The 18421-nt window shown below is 34.5% G+C and carries 6 protein-coding genes; all 6 read right to left on the bottom strand.

Annotated features, from left to right (window positions below):
* Positions 1–2: 2 nt before the first annotated feature.
* The 6 genes from IPK88_17185 to IPK88_17210 all read right to left on the bottom strand — a co-directional run bounded on the left by IPK88_17185 (position 3) and on the right by IPK88_17210 (position 18356).
* The gene (locus IPK88_17185; GenBank protein ID MBK8245164.1) at positions 3–821 is read right to left on the bottom strand and encodes a methyltransferase domain-containing protein; all 819 of its coding nucleotides are present in this window, start codon (positions 819–821) and stop codon (positions 3–5) included.
* Positions 822–1015: 194 nt separating this feature from the next.
* A complete protein-coding gene (locus tag IPK88_17190) occupies positions 1016–1657 on the bottom strand; it encodes an RluA family pseudouridine synthase (protein ID MBK8245165.1) in 642 nt (213 codons plus the stop codon).
* 18 nt (positions 1658–1675) lie between these two features.
* Positions 1676–5758, bottom strand: a complete 4083-nt coding sequence (locus IPK88_17195; protein ID MBK8245166.1) for a gliding motility-associated C-terminal domain-containing protein — start codon at positions 5756–5758, stop codon at positions 1676–1678.
* 96 nt (positions 5759–5854) lie between these two features.
* The gene (locus tag IPK88_17200; GenBank protein ID MBK8245167.1) at positions 5855–9949 is read right to left on the bottom strand and encodes a gliding motility-associated C-terminal domain-containing protein; all 4095 of its coding nucleotides are present in this window, start codon (positions 9947–9949) and stop codon (positions 5855–5857) included.
* A 118-nt stretch (positions 9950–10067) separates the two neighbouring features.
* Positions 10068–14153, bottom strand: coding sequence for a gliding motility-associated C-terminal domain-containing protein (locus IPK88_17205; protein ID MBK8245168.1), 4086 nt, complete (start codon positions 14151–14153; stop codon positions 10068–10070).
* A gap of 99 nt (positions 14154–14252) precedes the next feature.
* Positions 14253–18356, bottom strand: a complete 4104-nt coding sequence (locus tag IPK88_17210) for a gliding motility-associated C-terminal domain-containing protein (GenBank protein ID MBK8245169.1) — start codon at positions 18354–18356, stop codon at positions 14253–14255.
* Positions 18357–18421 lie beyond the last annotated feature (65 nt).

Consider the following 18421-nt stretch of genomic DNA (forward strand, 5'->3'; position numbering starts at 1 on the left):
CATTATTTGAAGGCAAATGCCTGGATAAAGTTATAAAAGAAAACTGCTTCTTCATTCCTGGAAACTTGAATTAATTGATTTTTGACATTTTCCCATTCAGATGACTGGATTTTATTAAGTTCTATCATGGTCTTACTACCACTTTCCATTAATGAAATCCAGTATTCGAAAAATTCGGTTCTAAGCTCAAGTTTAGTAGTATCGTAAAGTATTGGATATGGTTTAATTTCAATATTTCGAAAATTAAGTTTCTTAAGCGTGCTTCCCAATTCAATACCTATATTTCCATTACCTCCAATTGATTTTTGAAACGCATTCATTTTATTCCAATGCAATAAGATGTCATCCTGTGGTGGAAAAAAACCAAGACTGTCGTTATAAACTTCGGTTAAAAATAACTGACCATTGGGAATTAAATGATCCTTTGCCGCTGACAAAATTTCTAGGTCATTGGAAACATGTTCTAAAACCCATATCATTACGACTGCTTCAAATTCTTTTGACAATGCATGAGCTTGAGTTATATCCATACAATGCAATTCATACTTTGAAGGATCAATATTTGAATGTTGCAAATTCAACCTAGCTTTGCCAACTTGTACATCAGATATATCAACACCCGTAATGTGAATATGAGGAAATCGATTCAACATTTCAATCATCTGGGCCCCCACCCCGCAACCTATTTCTAGAATTCTGTTATATGGATTCAAATCAATGTTTTCATAAATCAAAGGACTTAATACTTGATTTTGAAATAACAATCGTTCTTGTTCTATTTCAGAAAAACCATGGATGTATTCTAATTTGTTTTTTGACATTTAATATAATGATTGTTTAGATAATTTTAATTCCAATTATTATGGATAATCCTGGCAAAAGTACAAACTAATATAAATTATTTCGCCGGATAAAATCCGGTTACAAATGGGTTGTTTCTATGGGACATGGACATAGAATAATTATGTATTTTATTTTCAATAAATGGATTAAAAACATTGAATATATTTCCGCATTAAAATAAATAAGTTTTTTCAATCTCAATCGTCATTTGTTCATTACTTATTGGATGTTTAAATGTAATAGCATATGCTTGTAAGCCAATTGCAACTTCCTTACTTTGGACTTTGCCGCCATAGTGAACATCATTCCATATGGGATAACCTAAATGAGACAGCTGAGCCCTTATTTGGTGATAAAATCCTGTATGAAGTACAATATCCAAAGTAGATAAATTATTTCTAAATCCAAGAACCTGATAAGACAATGACACTTTCTTTGTTCCTTTCCTGTTTTCATTAAAGACATGAGATCTGAACTCTTTAAGATCTTTAATCATATAATGTTCACAATGACAAATCTCAGGTATTAATTGCCCTTCAACGAAAGCGAAATATTTCTTAACAATAGATCTTGAAACAAATTGTTCCTGCAAAAGAAGCAAGGCCTGCTTTTTCTTTGCGAACATGACCAATCCACACGTTAATCTATCTAACCTATGAGCAAGAAAAATTTGTTTTGATTTACTATTTGAATTGATGTAAATGGATACTTCATCAAATAAATTGGGATGTCCCATTTTGTCTGGTTCCACCTGGAGTCCTGCCGGCTTGTTTACAATCAATATATATGGATCTTCAAATACAACTTCGAACAAAATAAAATAATTTTAAGTTTATTTGATCAAGGTAACATCCCCATGAAATTTTTCAGTTTCACCTGAATTCCAAAGAACTTCAATTGAATAAATGAACACATCCGGATTCAATTTAAGACCTCTACTTGTTCCATCCCATCCTTCCAAAGTATTATTCGGTTGGAAATGTTCTTTTAAAAATATCCGTTCTCCCCAACGATTATAAATCGACATGCTTTTTATTTCTTTGTAAGAATCATCTGATAATACCGGATAAAAATGATCGTTCACCTGATCCCCATTAGGGCTAAATATATTCGGTATCCAGATTCCTTTTTTGATGACGCTTATAGTGATTTGATCTGAAGCAGAACATCCATTTTTGTTGGTGTAAGTCACTACATACGTTGTCGTGGTATTTAATCCATTGACTTTCGGATATAAACAATCTGAACATGATAAGTGTATCGAAGGTGACCAATTCACAGATTGGATCGAATCATCAGGAATGGAATACACAGGAATGATGTTATAACTTTCACCCTCATTTATTTTTACACTAGGAATCAAATCTACTGATATAGGAGTGGTCGTTACTATATCAAAATCATAGTCCAATTCACAACCGTTGGCATCTACTATTTTTAATGCATGTTTTCCTGCTACAAGACCGGTTATAAATGTATTGGCATTTATTTTTGAATCTACATAATAACTCAATGGTGGTTCGCCACCAATAATTCCATTGATCTGCAGCACTCCTGATTCATTTGGACATTTAGGCTGAATCACATCTGCATTAACTTGTGTTGGGTAATTTGTATTTTGACTTACTGTTACCGAATCTATAGACTCACATCCATTTTCTGTATTTATTATTTTTAAATAATAGATTCCCTTGAGATTTACTTTAGGATTTAGGGTGTTTTGCCCGCTAACAATTTGTCCATTATTTGTATGCCATTGTATGGTATAATTTGGACTTACATTATTCAATTGTGCCGATAGATCTGTACTTAATATTTTGCATGTTAATAATTTTGGATTGTCAATTGTAATAATGGGTTTCAATTTATTTTCTATTACTTGGATCGTATCATACGACACACAACCATTAACACTATCTAAAACTTCTATGATATACATTCCTGCTCGATCTACATCAATGATTAATTGTTTTGGATCTGATAGAATATTTCCATTGGTACTTGTCCAATTATATTGCATCCTATTCCCAATACTGGAACCCAATCCATTTATTTGTACTGTTGCATTTCGACAATTCAAAGTATCTGAATTCAAGATATTCGCAATTGGCTTTTGTACATCGGATTTAACTTCAACAGTATCAGTAGACAAGCATCCTGTATAAGAATCTGTTACTTCCATGATATACAATCCAGGAGATTGTATATTTATTTTTGTTTGATTGGGATTACTTATTACACTTCCATTAGTAGTCGACCATTGGAAGTTCATTCCATGCTTTGCAGTGGACTTCGATGCATCTAAACTGATTTGGGTCACCTTACAATTCAACAGTTCATCTTTTCCTGCATTAGGCATGGGCATTTCATTATCCAAAATCACATTAGTCACTACCTGCGTACTACATCCATTGACCTGATCGAATACTTCCAGGATATACGTTCCTGGTTGGTCTACTTTGGGATTTAATGTTGTTGGATTTTGTATCACGCCACCACTACCCTTCCATTGATAACTTAATGCATTGCCGCTTTGTGATTGGGCCATTGCGTTTAAGGTAATCTCTATAACTTTACACGTCAAGGTATCTGGTTTATTAATACTTGCTATCGGACTGTTTTGATCCGGTGTCACTTTGATGGATGCGGTATCTCTACATCCATTAATTGTATCAATGACTTCCAATTTGTAATCTCCTGATGATGATACTTCAATTTGTCGGGTTCCTTGACCTTTTTTGATCGTTCCGTTTATACTCGACCAGTTGTATTGGATATTGTTTCCTTGACTTGATCCATTTGCATTAATAGTAATTAATGTATCTGAACATTTGAATACTAAGTCTGGGCCTAATTGTGCTACTGGCGCAATTCTGTTTTCATCAATAAATACTGAATCTATACTACTACAGGAATTACTGGTATCAGTCACTGTCATGATATACCAACCTGATTTATTTATGATGGGTGTATAACTATTTGGATTCGAGCTTATATTTCCTCCATTCGTTGTCCAATTGATTTTAGTATTTGCATTGGTTGGTCCACTTCCTTGGAGATTTATCGAATTGATTTTGCATGTCAATAAATCATTCACTCCTGCATCAATGATTGGCAATTGTCTGACATCATTGATCAATAAAGTATCTGAGCTAGCGCATCCGTTTTGTTCATTAATCACTTTGAGTATTACCTGACCTGATTGAACACTCATTTTATCAAGCAAATTAGTCTCTTTCCCTAATGCCCCCGATGGTAGATTCCAATAGTATCCAAACATTCCTGTCTGGGATGTTTCTGTAGGTATAATATTTACACCATTATTTTTACAGTCAATAACTAAGTCAGTTCCCAAATCTATTTGTGGAACCAAGGAGTCCACTGTAACATACCAGTCTCTGGTATCCTGACAATAATTCTTTTTATCGATTACTGTAAGTGTATATTTTCCTGATAAATTACTTTTGATTTTTACAGAATCTTTTATTTGTGTTTGATCGGGTTTAGTCCATATGAACTGATATCTGGAAGTATCTGTTAACAATGAATTTAAAGCCACTGCATTCTTTGTGCAATCGATTAAGGTATCGCCTTTTACACTTGCATTTGGGTGCAAAGTATCTTGCGTGACTTCATAATCCAGTATCAATTCGCATCCTGTGGTTTTATCTGTAACTGTTACGTTATAGATACCCGGTTGGATTACTTTTACGCGATCTGTATTTTGACCTATTAGGATTAAAGAATCAGGACTCCATCGATACGTATAATCTCCACTTCCGGTTAATACATTCGCATCTAAATTAATCGTATCCAATCGACAATTTGCAATTCCTACTCCTTTCATTTCACCAAACAATTCATCTGGCGCCATGTAATCTATACTTACTTCTTTCTCACATATTATTGTTCCATTGGTATAGATTACTTTCAAAGTATATGTTCCAGACCCTTTTGCTTTTGCATTGAATCCATTTTGTGAAATAATTTTTCCTATATCTGTAGACCATTCATATCTGATTTTAGGGCCCGTACTGGATCCAATTCCTGCAAGGTCGAATACTTCTGATGAACACTTCGGACGCTTCGGAATATCTAGTACTGCTTTTAAATCGACGATCTCTACAATCACTTCATCTTCATCTATACATTTTTCAAATAATGTGATATCATCAAGTGCAAAGTCATTTCCACCTCTAATTCCTGAAGTTTCAGCGATACACAGTTGAGAAGAAGCAGATGTAGCAACGAATGTTACTGTAAAAAGTTCCCATGCACATAGACCACCAGCTATTGTAGACCCAATTGCATTTCCATTTAGTTTAACACCTAATTGTGCAATATTAGAAGCCACAACGGATTGACTCCAGAAAGAAAATTCATAAGTTCTTCCTGGTACAGTTGCAATAGTTTGACACCAACAATTGGTTCCAGCATTCGGATGCCCATTCAACAAAAGCATATTTCCACCGCCGGAAGTATGATCACCACATGGTGAAAATCCACCATTCCATGTAGATGGATTAGCTGTTACGATATATTCACCTTCAGTTGTATTTACTGGAGAAAAATTATATCCTGTACTAAATCCTGTATTTCCAGATTCAAAATCCCCGTTTATAATTAAATTATTCGTAGAAAGACCTTCTGCAGTTAATTTGAATTTATAAATGCCGGGTGTTTTAAGGGTGACCATTGGATCTAGGATCTTCGAATCGCTTAATCCTGCTGAAGGAGTCCACATCAATCTATTATAAGTTCCTAGAATTGATCCCATCAATTGAACCATCATTGTTGGATCACAAGTAAACAAATCAGGCCCAGCATCTGCATCTAAGCCAATACATTGACCAAATGATTCTGACCTTGTGATACTTATCAATAAAATGATAAAAACAATAACTTTAAATTGCATATCTAAATGTATTAATCAATTTAAAAATTTATTAAAATCATTGCAATTAATAAATTAAACATCGTCGTAATAATAAAAATATAATTAAATCAAATTTTACTTTATTAATGTAACATCACCATGAAATTTTTCAGTTTCACCTGAATTCCAAAGTACTTCTATAGAATAAATAAATACATCCGGATTCAATTTAAGACCTCTATTGGTTCCATCCCACCCTTCCAAAGTATTATTCGGCTGGAAATGTTCTTTTAGAAATATCCGTTCTCCCCAACGATTATATATCGACATGCTTTTTATTTCTTTATAAGAATCATCCGATAATACCGGATAAAAATGATCGTTCACCTGATCCCCATTTGGACTAAATACATTCGGTATCCAGATTCCTTTTTTGATGACGCTTATAGTGATTTGATCTGAAGCAGAACATCCATTTTTGTTGGTGTAAGTCACTACATACGTTGTAGTGGTATTTAATCCATTGACTTTCGGATATAAACAATCTGAACATGATAAGTGTATCGAAGGTGACCAATTCACAGATTGGATCGAATCATCAGGAATGGAATACACAGGAATGATGTTATAACTTTCACCCTCATTTATTTTTACACTAGGGATCAAATCTACTGATATGTGCGTGGTTGTTACTATATCAAAATCATAATCCAATTCACAGCCATTGGCATCTACTATTTTCAATGCATGTTTTCCTGCTACAAGACCGGTTATAAATGTATTGGCATTTATTTTTGAATCTACATAATAACTCAATGGTGGTTCGCCTCCAATTATACCATTGATCTGCAACGCTCCTGATTCATTCGGACATTTAGGTTGAATCACATCTGCATTAACTTGCGTAGGGTAATTTGTATTTTGACTTACTGTTACCGAATCTGTAGACTCACATCCATTTTCAGTATTTATTATTTTTATATAATAGATTCCCTTGAGATTTACTTTAGGATTTAGGGTGTTTTTCCCGCTAACAATTTGTCCAATATTTGTATGCCATTGTATGGTATGATTTGGACTTACATTATTCAATTGTGCCGATAGATCTGTACTTAATATTTTGCATGTTAATAATTTTGGATTGTCAATTGTAATAATGGGTTTCAATTTATTTTCTATTACTTGGATCGTATCATACGACACACAACCATTAACACTATCTAAAACTTCTATGATATACATTCCTGCTCGATCTACATCAATGATTAATTGTTTTGGATCTGATAGAATATTTCCATTGGTACTTGTCCAATTATATTGCATCCTATTCCCAATACTGGAACCCAATCCATTTATTTGTACTGTTGCATTTCGACAATTCAAAGTATCAGAATTACTGATATTCGCTATTGGCTTTTGTACATCGGATTTTACTTCTACGGTATCTGTTGATATGCATCCTGTATAATTATCTGTTACTTCTATGATGTACATTCCCGGTGATTGTATATTTATTTTCGGTTGATTTGGATTACCAGTTATGATTCCATTGGTGGTTGACCATTTGAATATCGTCCCGTGTTTTGCAGTGGACTTCGATGCATCTAAATTGATTTGGGTCACCTTACAATTCAACAGTTCATCTTTTCCAGCATTAGGCATGGGCAGTTCATTATCCAAAATCACATTAGTCACTACCTGAGTACTACAACCATTGACCTGATCTAATACTTCCAGGATATACATTCCAGGTTGACTTACTTTGGGATTTAAGGTTGTTGGATTTTGTATTACGCCACCACTACTCTTCCATTGATAACTTAATGCATTGCCGCTTTGTGATTGGGCCATTGCGTTTAAGGTTATCTCTATCACTTTACACGTCAAGGTATCTGGTTTACTAATACTTGCTATCGGACTGTTTTGATCCGGTGTCACTTTGATGGATGCGGTATCTCTACATCCATTGATTGTATCGATCACCTCTAAAGTATAATTCCCAGACGATGTTACATCGATTTGTTGGGTTCCCTGACCTTTTTTGATCGTTCCGTTTATACTCGACCAGTTGTATTGGATGTTACTTCCCTGACTTGATCCTGATGCGTTTATCGTGATCAAAGTATCTGAACATTTGAATACTAAATCCGGGCCTAATTGTGCTACTGGTGCTATTTTGTTTTCATCAATAAATACTGAATCTATACTACTACAGGAATTACTGGTATCAGTCACTGTCATGATATACCAACCTGATTTATTTATGATGGGTGTATAAATATTTGGATTCGAGCTTATATTTCCTCCATTCGTTGTCCATTGAATTATGGTGTTTGAATTGGTTGGTCCATTTCCGTTTAGCACTTTGGCATTTATCTTGCAAGTCAATAAATCATTTACTCCTGCATCTATGATTGGCAATTGCCTTACATCCTTAATCTCTAAAGTATCCGAGGTAGCACATCCGTTTTGTTCATTAATCACTTTCAGTATTACCTGACCTGATTGTGTACTTATTTTATCAAGTAGTTTGGTTTCTTTGTTTAATGCACCTGTTGGCAGATTCCAGTAATAACCAAACATACCTATCTGAGATGTTTCTTTAGGTATAATATTTACACCATTATTTTTACAGTCAATGACTAAGTCAGTTCCCAAATCTATTTGTGGAAACAAGGAGTCCACTGTAACATTCCATTCTCGGGTGTCCTGACAATAATTCTTTTTATCGATTACTGTAAGTGTATATTTTCCAGATAAATTACTTTTGATTTTTACAGAATCTTTAATTTGTGTTTGATCTGGTTTAGTCCAAATAAACTGATATCTGGAAGTATCTGTTAATAATGAATTTAAAGCCACTGCATTCTTTGTGCAATCGATTAAGGTATCGCCTTGTACACTTGCGATTGGATGCAAGGTATCTTGTTTCACTTCATAATCCAATAACAATTCACAACCTGTTGTTTTATCAGTTACCGTTACCGTATAAGTACCCGGTTGAACTACTTTTATTCGTTCCGTATTTTGACCCATTAATATTAATGAATCTGGACTCCATCGATACGTATAATCTCCACTTCCGGTTAATATATTCGCATCTAAATTAATCGTATCCAATCGACAATTTGAAATGCCTAAACCTTTCAATTCGCCAAACAATTCATCCGGTGCCATATAATCTACACTTATTTCTTTCTCACATATTACTGTTCCATTGGTGTAGATCACTTTTAAAGTGTAAGTTCCTGACCCTTTTGCCTTGGCATTAAACCCATTTTGCGATATGATTTTTCCAATATCAGTAGACCATTCATATCTGATTTTAGCGCCCGTACTGGATCCAATTCCTGCAAGATCGAATACTTCCGATGAACACTTCGGGCGCTTCGGAATATTTAGTACTGCTTTCAAATCGACGATCTCTACGATCACTTCATCTTCGTCTATACATTTTTCGTATAAGGCGATGTCATCGATTGCAAAATCATTACCATAACCAATTCCACTAACTTCTGTTAAACATATTTGTGCTGAGCCTGAAGTAGCGACAAAACAAGCTTCAAATTTTACCCAATCACACATTCCACTTACAGTGGTTGTTCCAATATTAGTCCCATTAACAACAATACTTATAACACCAGGTGCTACTGGAAATACACTCATGCTATAAAATTCCAATTGGTAGGTTTTTCCAACAGTTACTGGAACTGTTTGACACCAAACTTTTTTTCCTGGTGTTGTAGAACCATCAACAATTAGCATATTGCCACCCCCTGAAGTATTATCACCACAATTAGTAAAGCCAGAGTTATAAGCTTGAGGATTAGTCCCAACGCCGTACCAATCAGGTCCAAAAGGACTTCCTGGGATTCCGAAATTATATTCAGACGAAAATCCACTATTTCCATTTTCAAAATCACCATTAGTTACTAAGTTGGTTGAAGTTAATCCTTCAGCTGTCAATTTAAATTTATAAATACCTGGAGATTTCTGAGTGACCATTGGATCAAGAACTTGAGCATTACTTAATCCTACTGAAGGGGTCCACATAAATTTCTTATAAGTTCCTTGAATTGATCCCATCAATTGAACCATCATGTTAGGATCACAAGTAAACAAATCTGGTCCGGCATCTGCGTCTAACCCCGCACATTGTGAAAATAAATTACTCTTATTTACACTTAAGAATAAAATGATATATATAAAAACCTGGATTTTAATACGCATAATCGAGTAATATTGAAAAATGTGGTACAATATTACAAAACACAATCCATTAATGATTAGGAATTTATGAAAATATCAAATTGTATCGTTTCGATGAAAATTATGGTTACTAAACCAACTACTTTATTAAAGTAACATCCCCATGAAATTTTTCAGTCTCACCTGAATTCCAAAGTACCTCTATAGAATAAATAAACACATCCGGATTCAATTTAAGGCCTCTACTGGTTCCATCCCACCCTTCCAAAGTATTATTCGGTTGGAAATGTTCTTTTAGAAATATTCGTTCTCCCCAACGATTATATATAGACATGCTTTTTATTTCTTTATAAGAATCATCTGATAATACCGGATAAAAATGATCGTTCACCTGATCCCCATTAGGACTAAATACATTCGGTATCCAGATCCCTTTTTTAATCACACTTATGGTGATTTGATCCGATGCAGAGCATCCATTTTTGTTGGTGTAAGTAACTACATATGTTGTGGTCGTATTCAATCCATTAACTTTCGGATATAAACAATCTGAACATGATAAGTGTATCGATGGTGACCAATTCACAGATTGGATCGAATCATCTGGAATGGAATACACAGGAATGATGTTATAACTTTCACCCTCATTTATTTTTACACTAGGTATCAAATCTACTGATATAGGAGTGGTCGTTACTATATCAAAATCATAGTCCAATTCACAACCGTTGGCATCTACTATTTTTAATGCATGTTTTCCTGCTACAAGACCGGTTATAAATGTATTGGCATTTATTTTTGAATCTACATAATAACTCAATGGTGGTTCGCCTCCAATGATACCATTGATCTGCAACGCTCCTGATTCATTCGGACATTTAGGCTGAATCACTTCTGCATTAACTTGCGTTGGGTAATTTGTATTTTGACTTACTGTGACGGAATCTATAGACTCACATCCATTTTCTGTATTTATTATTTTTATAAAATAGATTCCCTTGAGATTTACTTTAGGATTTAGGGTGTTTTGCCCGCTAACAATTTGTCCATTATTTGTATACCATTGTATGGTGTGATTTGGACTTACATTACTCAATTGTGCCGATAGATCTGTACTTAATGTTTTGCACGTTAATAATTTTGGATTATCGATTGTGATATTGGGTTTCAATTTATTTTCTATAACTTGGATCGTATCATACGACACACAACCATTAACACTATCTAAAACTTCTATGATATACATTCCTGCTCGATCTACATCAATGATTAATTGTTTTGGGTCTGATAGAATATTTCCATTAGTACTGGACCATTTATATTGCATCCTAGTTCCAATACTTGATCCAACTCCATTTATTTGGACTGTTGAATTTCGACAATTCAAAGTATCTGAATTACTGATATTCGCTATTGGTTTTTGTACATCGGATTTGACTTCAACAGTATCAGTAGACAAGCATCCTGTATAAGAATCTGTTACTTCTATGATGTACATTCCCGGTGATTGTATATTTATTTTTGATTGATTTGGATTACTTATTATACTTCCATTAGTTGTCGACCATTGGAAGTTCATTCCATGCTTTGCTGTCAACTGCGATGCATCCAAATCGATTTGTGTGATTTTACAATTCAATAGTTCATCTTTTCCTGCATTTGATATAGGCACTACATTATCCAAAAATACATTAGTTACTACTTGTGTACTGCATCCATTCACTTGATCTAACACATACAACGTATAGGTTCCTGGTTGCGTAACTTTTGGATTCAATGTAGTGGGATTTTGTATTGCGCCACCACTACCCTTCCACTGATAACTTAATGAATTACCACTTTGTGATTGGGCCATTGCGTTTAATGTTATCTCTATCACTTTACATGTCAATGTATCAGGCTTACTAATACTTGCTATCGGACTGTTTTGATCCGGTGTTACTTTGATGGAGGCTGTATCTCTGCATCCATTGATTGTGTCTATGACTTCCAATTTGTAATCTCCTGATGATGATACTTCAATTTGTTGGGTTCCCTGACCTTTTTTGATCGCTCCATTTATACTCGTCCAATTGTATTGTATATTGTTTCCTTGACTTGATCCATTTGCATTTATAGTAATTAATGTATCTGAACATTTGAATACTAAATCCGGGCCTAATTGTGCTACTGGTGCAATTCTGTTTTCATCTATAAATACTGAATCCAAACTACTACAGGAATTACTGGTATCGGTCACTGTCATGATATACCAACCTGATTTATTTATGATGGGTGTATAACTCTTTGGATTCGATGTTATATTGCCTCCATTTGTTGTCCACTGAATTATGGTATTTGCATTTGTTGGTCCACTTCCTTGTAGATTGAAGGAATTGATTTTGCATGTCAATAAATCATTCACTCCTGCATCTATGATTGGCAATTGTCTTACATCCTTAATCTCTAAAGTATCTGAGCTAGCACATCCGTTTTTTTCATTAATCACTTTGAGTATTACCTGACCTGATTGAACACTCATTTTATCAAGCAAATTAGTCTCTTTCCTTAATGCCCCCGATGGTAGATTCCAATAGTATCCAAACATTCCTGTCTGGGATGTTTCTGTAGGTATAATATTTACACCATTATTTTTACAGTCAATAACTAAGTCAGTTCCCAAATCTATTTGTGGAAACAATGAGTCTACTGTAACATTCCAGTCCCTGGTATCCTGACAATAATTCTTTTTATCAATTACTGTAAGTGTATATTTTCCAGATAAATTACTTTTGATTTTTACAGAATCTTTTACTTGTGTTTGATCTGGTTTAGTCCATATGACTTGGTATCTGGAAGTATCTGTTAATAAGGAATTTAAGGCTACTGCATTCTTTGTGCAATCGATTAAGGTATCGCCCTGTACACTTGCTATTGGATGCAAGGTATCTTGAATGACTTCATAATCCAGTATCAATTCGCATCCTGTGGTTTTATCAGTAACTGTTACGTTATAGGTACCCGATTGGATTACTTTTACGTGATCTGTATTTTGACCTATTAGGATTAATGAATCGGGACTCCATCGATAGGTATAATCTCCGCTTCCTGTTAACACATTCGCATCCAATTGTATGGTATCCAATCGACAATTTGAAATGCCCAAACCTTTCAATTCGCCAAACAATTCATCCGGTGCCATATAATCCACACTTACTTCTTTCTCACATATTACTGTTCCATTGGTGTAGATCACTTTTAAAGTGTAAGTTCCTGATCCTTTTGCCTTGGCATTAAACCCATTTTGCGATATGATTTTTCCAATATCAGTAGACCATTCATATCTGATTTTAGGACCAGTACTGGATCCAATTCCTGCAAGATCGAATACTTCCGATGAACACTTCGGTCGTATAGGAATATTAAGCACAGCTTTTAAATCTACAATCTCGACAATCACTTCATCTTCGTCTATACATTTTTCATACAATGCGATATCATCGATTGCAAAGTCATTACCGGAGGCAACACCAGACATTTCACTGATACAAATTTTAGCACTAGCACTTGTTGCTGTAAAACATCCTTCAAATTTCAACCAATCACAAACTGCACCACCAGTAATATTTCCAAAACTGACCCCATTCATAGTCATATTTAATTGACAAGGTGAAGGCGGATATATACTCTGAACATAAAACTCAAATTGATAGGTCTTACCAATGGTTACAGGAATTGTTTGGCACCAAACATTAGTGCCGGCAGTTTGAGAACCATCTACTATCAACATATTACTACTTCCCGTTGTGTGATCTCCACAAGAAGTAAAGCCACTCCAATATAAATTAGGATTCGTTCCTACCCCATAATAACCATATCCAAAAAAACCAGGAAATCCATAAATATATCCTGATGTAAAACCTGTATTACGAGATTCAAAATCACCATTAACCACTAAATTATTAGAAGAAAGACCTTCAGCGATTAATTTAAATTTATATATGCCCGGAGTTTTCAGTGTAACCATTGGATCAAGAACTTGGGCATTACTTAATCCTACTGAAGGGGCCCACATAAATTTCTTATAAGTTCCTTGAACAGACCCATTTAATTGAACCATTATATTAGGATCGCAAGTAAATAAATCTGGACCTGCGTCAGCATCTAATCCAACACATTGACTAATACATGTTGACCTTGATATATGAAATAAGAAAATGATATAAATAATTCTATTAAACCGCATATCTAACTACATTAATCAATAGGTTACAATATTACAAAAATATTACCGAAAAAACATATACTCCTGCTAAAATACCTAAAAGAAAAATTCAATCTAGTGTTACTTTATTAGTGTAAAATCACCTTCAAATTTTTCACTTTCTCCGGAATTCCAAATTACTTCGATAGCATAAATGAATACATCTGGATTAAGTTTGATTCCTCTATTTGTGCCATCCCATCCTTCCAAAGTATTATTCGATTGGAAATGTTCTTTAAGAAATATCCGTTCTCCCCAACGATTATATATCGACATGCTTTTTATTTCTTTATAAGAATCATCTGATAATACCGGATAAAAATGATCGTTCACCTGATCCCCATTAGGACTAAATACATTCGGTATCCAGATTCCTTTTTTGATGACACTTATAGTGATTTGATCCGATGCAGAGCATCCATTTTTGTTTGTATACGTCACTACATACGTTGTGGTCGTATTCAATCCATTGACTTTTGGATACAAACAATCTGAACATGTTAAGTGTATCGAAGGTGACCAATTCACAGATTGGATTGAATCATCTGGTATTGAATACACTGGGATGATGTCATAGCTTTCACCTTCATTTATTTTTACACTTGGAATCAAATCTACTGATATAGGAGTGGTCGTTACTATATCAAAATCGTAATCCAATTCACAGCCATTGACATCTACAATTTTCAATGCATGTTTTCCTGCTCCAAGACCGGTTATAAATGTATTGGCATTTATTTTTGAATCTACATTATAACTCAATGGTGGTTCGCCTCCAATGATACCATTGATCTGCAGCGCTCCCGATTCATTCGGACATTTAGGCTGAATCACATCTGCATTAACTTGTGTTGGGTAATTTGTATTTTGACTTACAGTTACGGAATCTATTGTCTCACATCCATTTTCTGTATTTATTATTTTTATAAAATAGATTCCCTTGAGATTTACTTTAGGATTTAGGGTGTTTGGTCCACTAACAATTTGTCCATTATTCGTATACCATTGTATGGTGTGATTTGGACTTAAATTACTCAATTGGGACGATAGATCTGTACTTAATGTTTTGCAAGTTAATAATTTTGGATTATCGATTCTAATATTGGGCTTCAATTTATCTTCGAAGACTTGTGTGGTATCATAAGATACACATCCATTTACGCTATCCAATACTTCAATAATATACATTCCTGCTCGATCTACATCAATGATTAATTGTTTTGGGTCTGATAGAATATTTCCATTAGTACTGGACCATTGATATTGCATCCTGGTTCCAATACTTGATCCAACTCCATTTATTTGGACTGTTGCATTTCGACAATTCACAGTATCTGAATTTAAGATATTCGCTATTGGCTTTTGTACATCGGATTTGACTTCAACAGTATCCGTAGACAAGCATCCTGTATAAGAATCTGTTACTTCTATGATGTACATTCCCGGTGATTGTATATTTATTTTTGATTGATTTGGATTACTTATTATACTTCCATTAGTTGTCGACCATTGGAAGTTCATTCCATGCTTTGCTGTGGACTGCGATGCATCTAAATTGATTTGGGTCACCTTACAATTCAACAGTTCATCTTTTCCTGCATTAGGCATGGGCATTTCATTATCCAAAATCACATTAGTCACTACCTGCGTACTACATCCATTGACCTGATCGAATACTTCCAGGATATACGTTCCTGGTTGGTTTACTTTAGGATTTAATGTTGTTGGATTTTGTATTACGCCACCACTACCCTTCCACTGATAACTTAATGCGTTGCCGCTTTGTGATTGGGCCATTGCATTTAATGTAATCTCTATCACTTTACACGTCAAGGTATCTGGTTTACTAATACTGGCTATCGGACTGTTTTGATCCGGTGTCACTTTGATGTAAGCTGTATCTCTACATCCATTGATTGTGTCTATGACTTCCAATTTGTAATCTCCTGATGATGATACTTCAATTTTTTGTGTCCCCTGACCTTGTTTAATCGTTCCGTTTATACTCGTCCAGTTGTATTGGATGTTACTTCCCTGACTTGATCCTGATGCGTTTATCGTGATCAAAGTATCTGAACATTTGAATACTAAATCCGGGCCTAATTGTGCTACTGGTGCAATTCTGTTTTCATCAATAAATACTGAATCCAAACTACTACAGGAATTACTGGTATCGGTCACTGTCATGATATACCAACCTGATTTATTTATGATGGGTGTATAACTATTTGGATTCGATGTTATATTTCCTCCATTTGTTGACCACTGAATTATGGTATTTGCATTTGTTGGTCCACTTCCTTGTAGATTGATGGAATTGATTTTGCATGTCAATAAATCATTCACTCCTGCATCTATGATTGGCAATTGTCTTACATCCTTAATCTCTAAAGTATCTGAGCTAGCACATCCGTTTTGTTCATTAATCACTTTGAGTATTACCTGACCTGATTGAACACTCATTTTATCAAGCAAATTAGTCTCTTTCCCTAATGCCCCCGATGGTAGATTCCAATAGTATCCAAACATTCCTGTCTGGGATGTTTCTGTAGGTATAATATTTACACCATTATTTTTACAGTCTATAACGAGGTCAGTTCCCAAATCTATTTGTGGAAACAAGGAATCTACTTTAACATTCCAGTCCCTGGTATCCTGACAATAATTCTTTTTATCTATTACTGTAAGTGTATATTTTCCAGATAAATTACTTTTGATTTTTACAGAATCTTTAATTTGTGTTTGATCGGGTTTAGTCCAAATAAGCTGATATCTGGAAGTATCTGTTAATAATGAATTTAAAGCCACTGCATTCTTTGTGCAATCGATTAAAGTATCGCCCTGTACACTTGCTATTGGATGCAAGGTATCTTGCTTCACTTCATAATCCAATAACAATTCGCAACCTGTTGTTTTATCAGTTACTGTTACCGTATAAGTACCTGGTTGAACTACTCTTATTCGTTCCGTATTTTGACCCAATAGGATTAATGAATCCGGACTCCATCGATACGTATAATCTCCATTTCCGGTTAATACTTTAGCATCCAATTGTATCGTATCCAATCGACAATTTGAAAGACTGTCTCCAAACACTTTACCAGCTAATACATATGGACTCATATAGTCAATACTCTCTTCCTTCTCACAATAAGTTAAACCATTAGAATAAATTACTTTAAGTATGTAAATACCTGAGCCCAGGCCTTGAGCAGAAATTCCATTATTAAATAAAATTTTCCCTCCAAGACTAGACCATTCATATTTAATTTTAGGTCCAACAGATGATCCTATCCCTTTTAAGTCAAACGGCTGGGATGAACATTTAGGTGGGTTTGGAATATCAAGTACAGCTTTTAAATCAACAACTTCGATGGATACCTCATCTTCATCAATACACTTTTCATACAAAGAAATATCATCCATTGCAAAATCATTTCCCCATCCAATAACATTCATATCCTGCATACAAATGGTAAGAGTTGTAGCGGCTCCTGAATTCCAATAGGTAGCATATTGCATCCAATCACAAGTATTAGTTTCTAATTGAACAGTATGAATAGGATTTCCATTAAATGAAATTCGAATTGTGGAGGGATCCTCAGGATAAATAGAGGTAAAAAAAGATTCAAAATAATAGTCAGTGTTAGGCTTTACAATAATTATTTGACACCAAAAATTAAGTCCTCCGACCATTGATCCATTTAAAATCATCATTCTACCAGATCCCGTTGTATGATCACTACAAGAAACAAACTCAGGAACATAATATGGTGCCGGATCATTGTCAATCCCATAGGCTCCCGTTGGAATCCATCCTGGCAATTTAAAAAACGAATAATTACTTGAAAATCCTGAATTACCAGATTCAAAGTCGCCATTGACAACTAAATTCTTAGCATTCAACCCTTCAGAAGTAAGTTTGAATTTATAAATACCTGGTGTTTTAAATGTAACAACTGGATCAAGTATATAAGGGTCACTCACACCATTCATAGGAGTCCAATAGTTTCTTATAGCTGTGCCCCTAACTGAGCCATTGAGTTGTACCGGTAAATTCGGATCGCAAGTAAACATGTCAACACCTGCATCAGCATCTAGCCCAACACATTGCGAGACAACAGGATTTTCATCCAACAAAAAAATAAAAAATAACGCTAGGATAATTGCTCTCCCTTTAATCATGATTTCATAATTTGCCTATATTTTATTCTTTAGTTTTATCTAACACAATATATTTTGCATATTAA

The sequence above is a fragment of the Candidatus Defluviibacterium haderslevense genome, from assembly GCA_016712225.1.
Taxonomy (GTDB): domain Bacteria; phylum Bacteroidota; class Bacteroidia; order Chitinophagales; family Saprospiraceae; genus Vicinibacter; species Vicinibacter haderslevensis.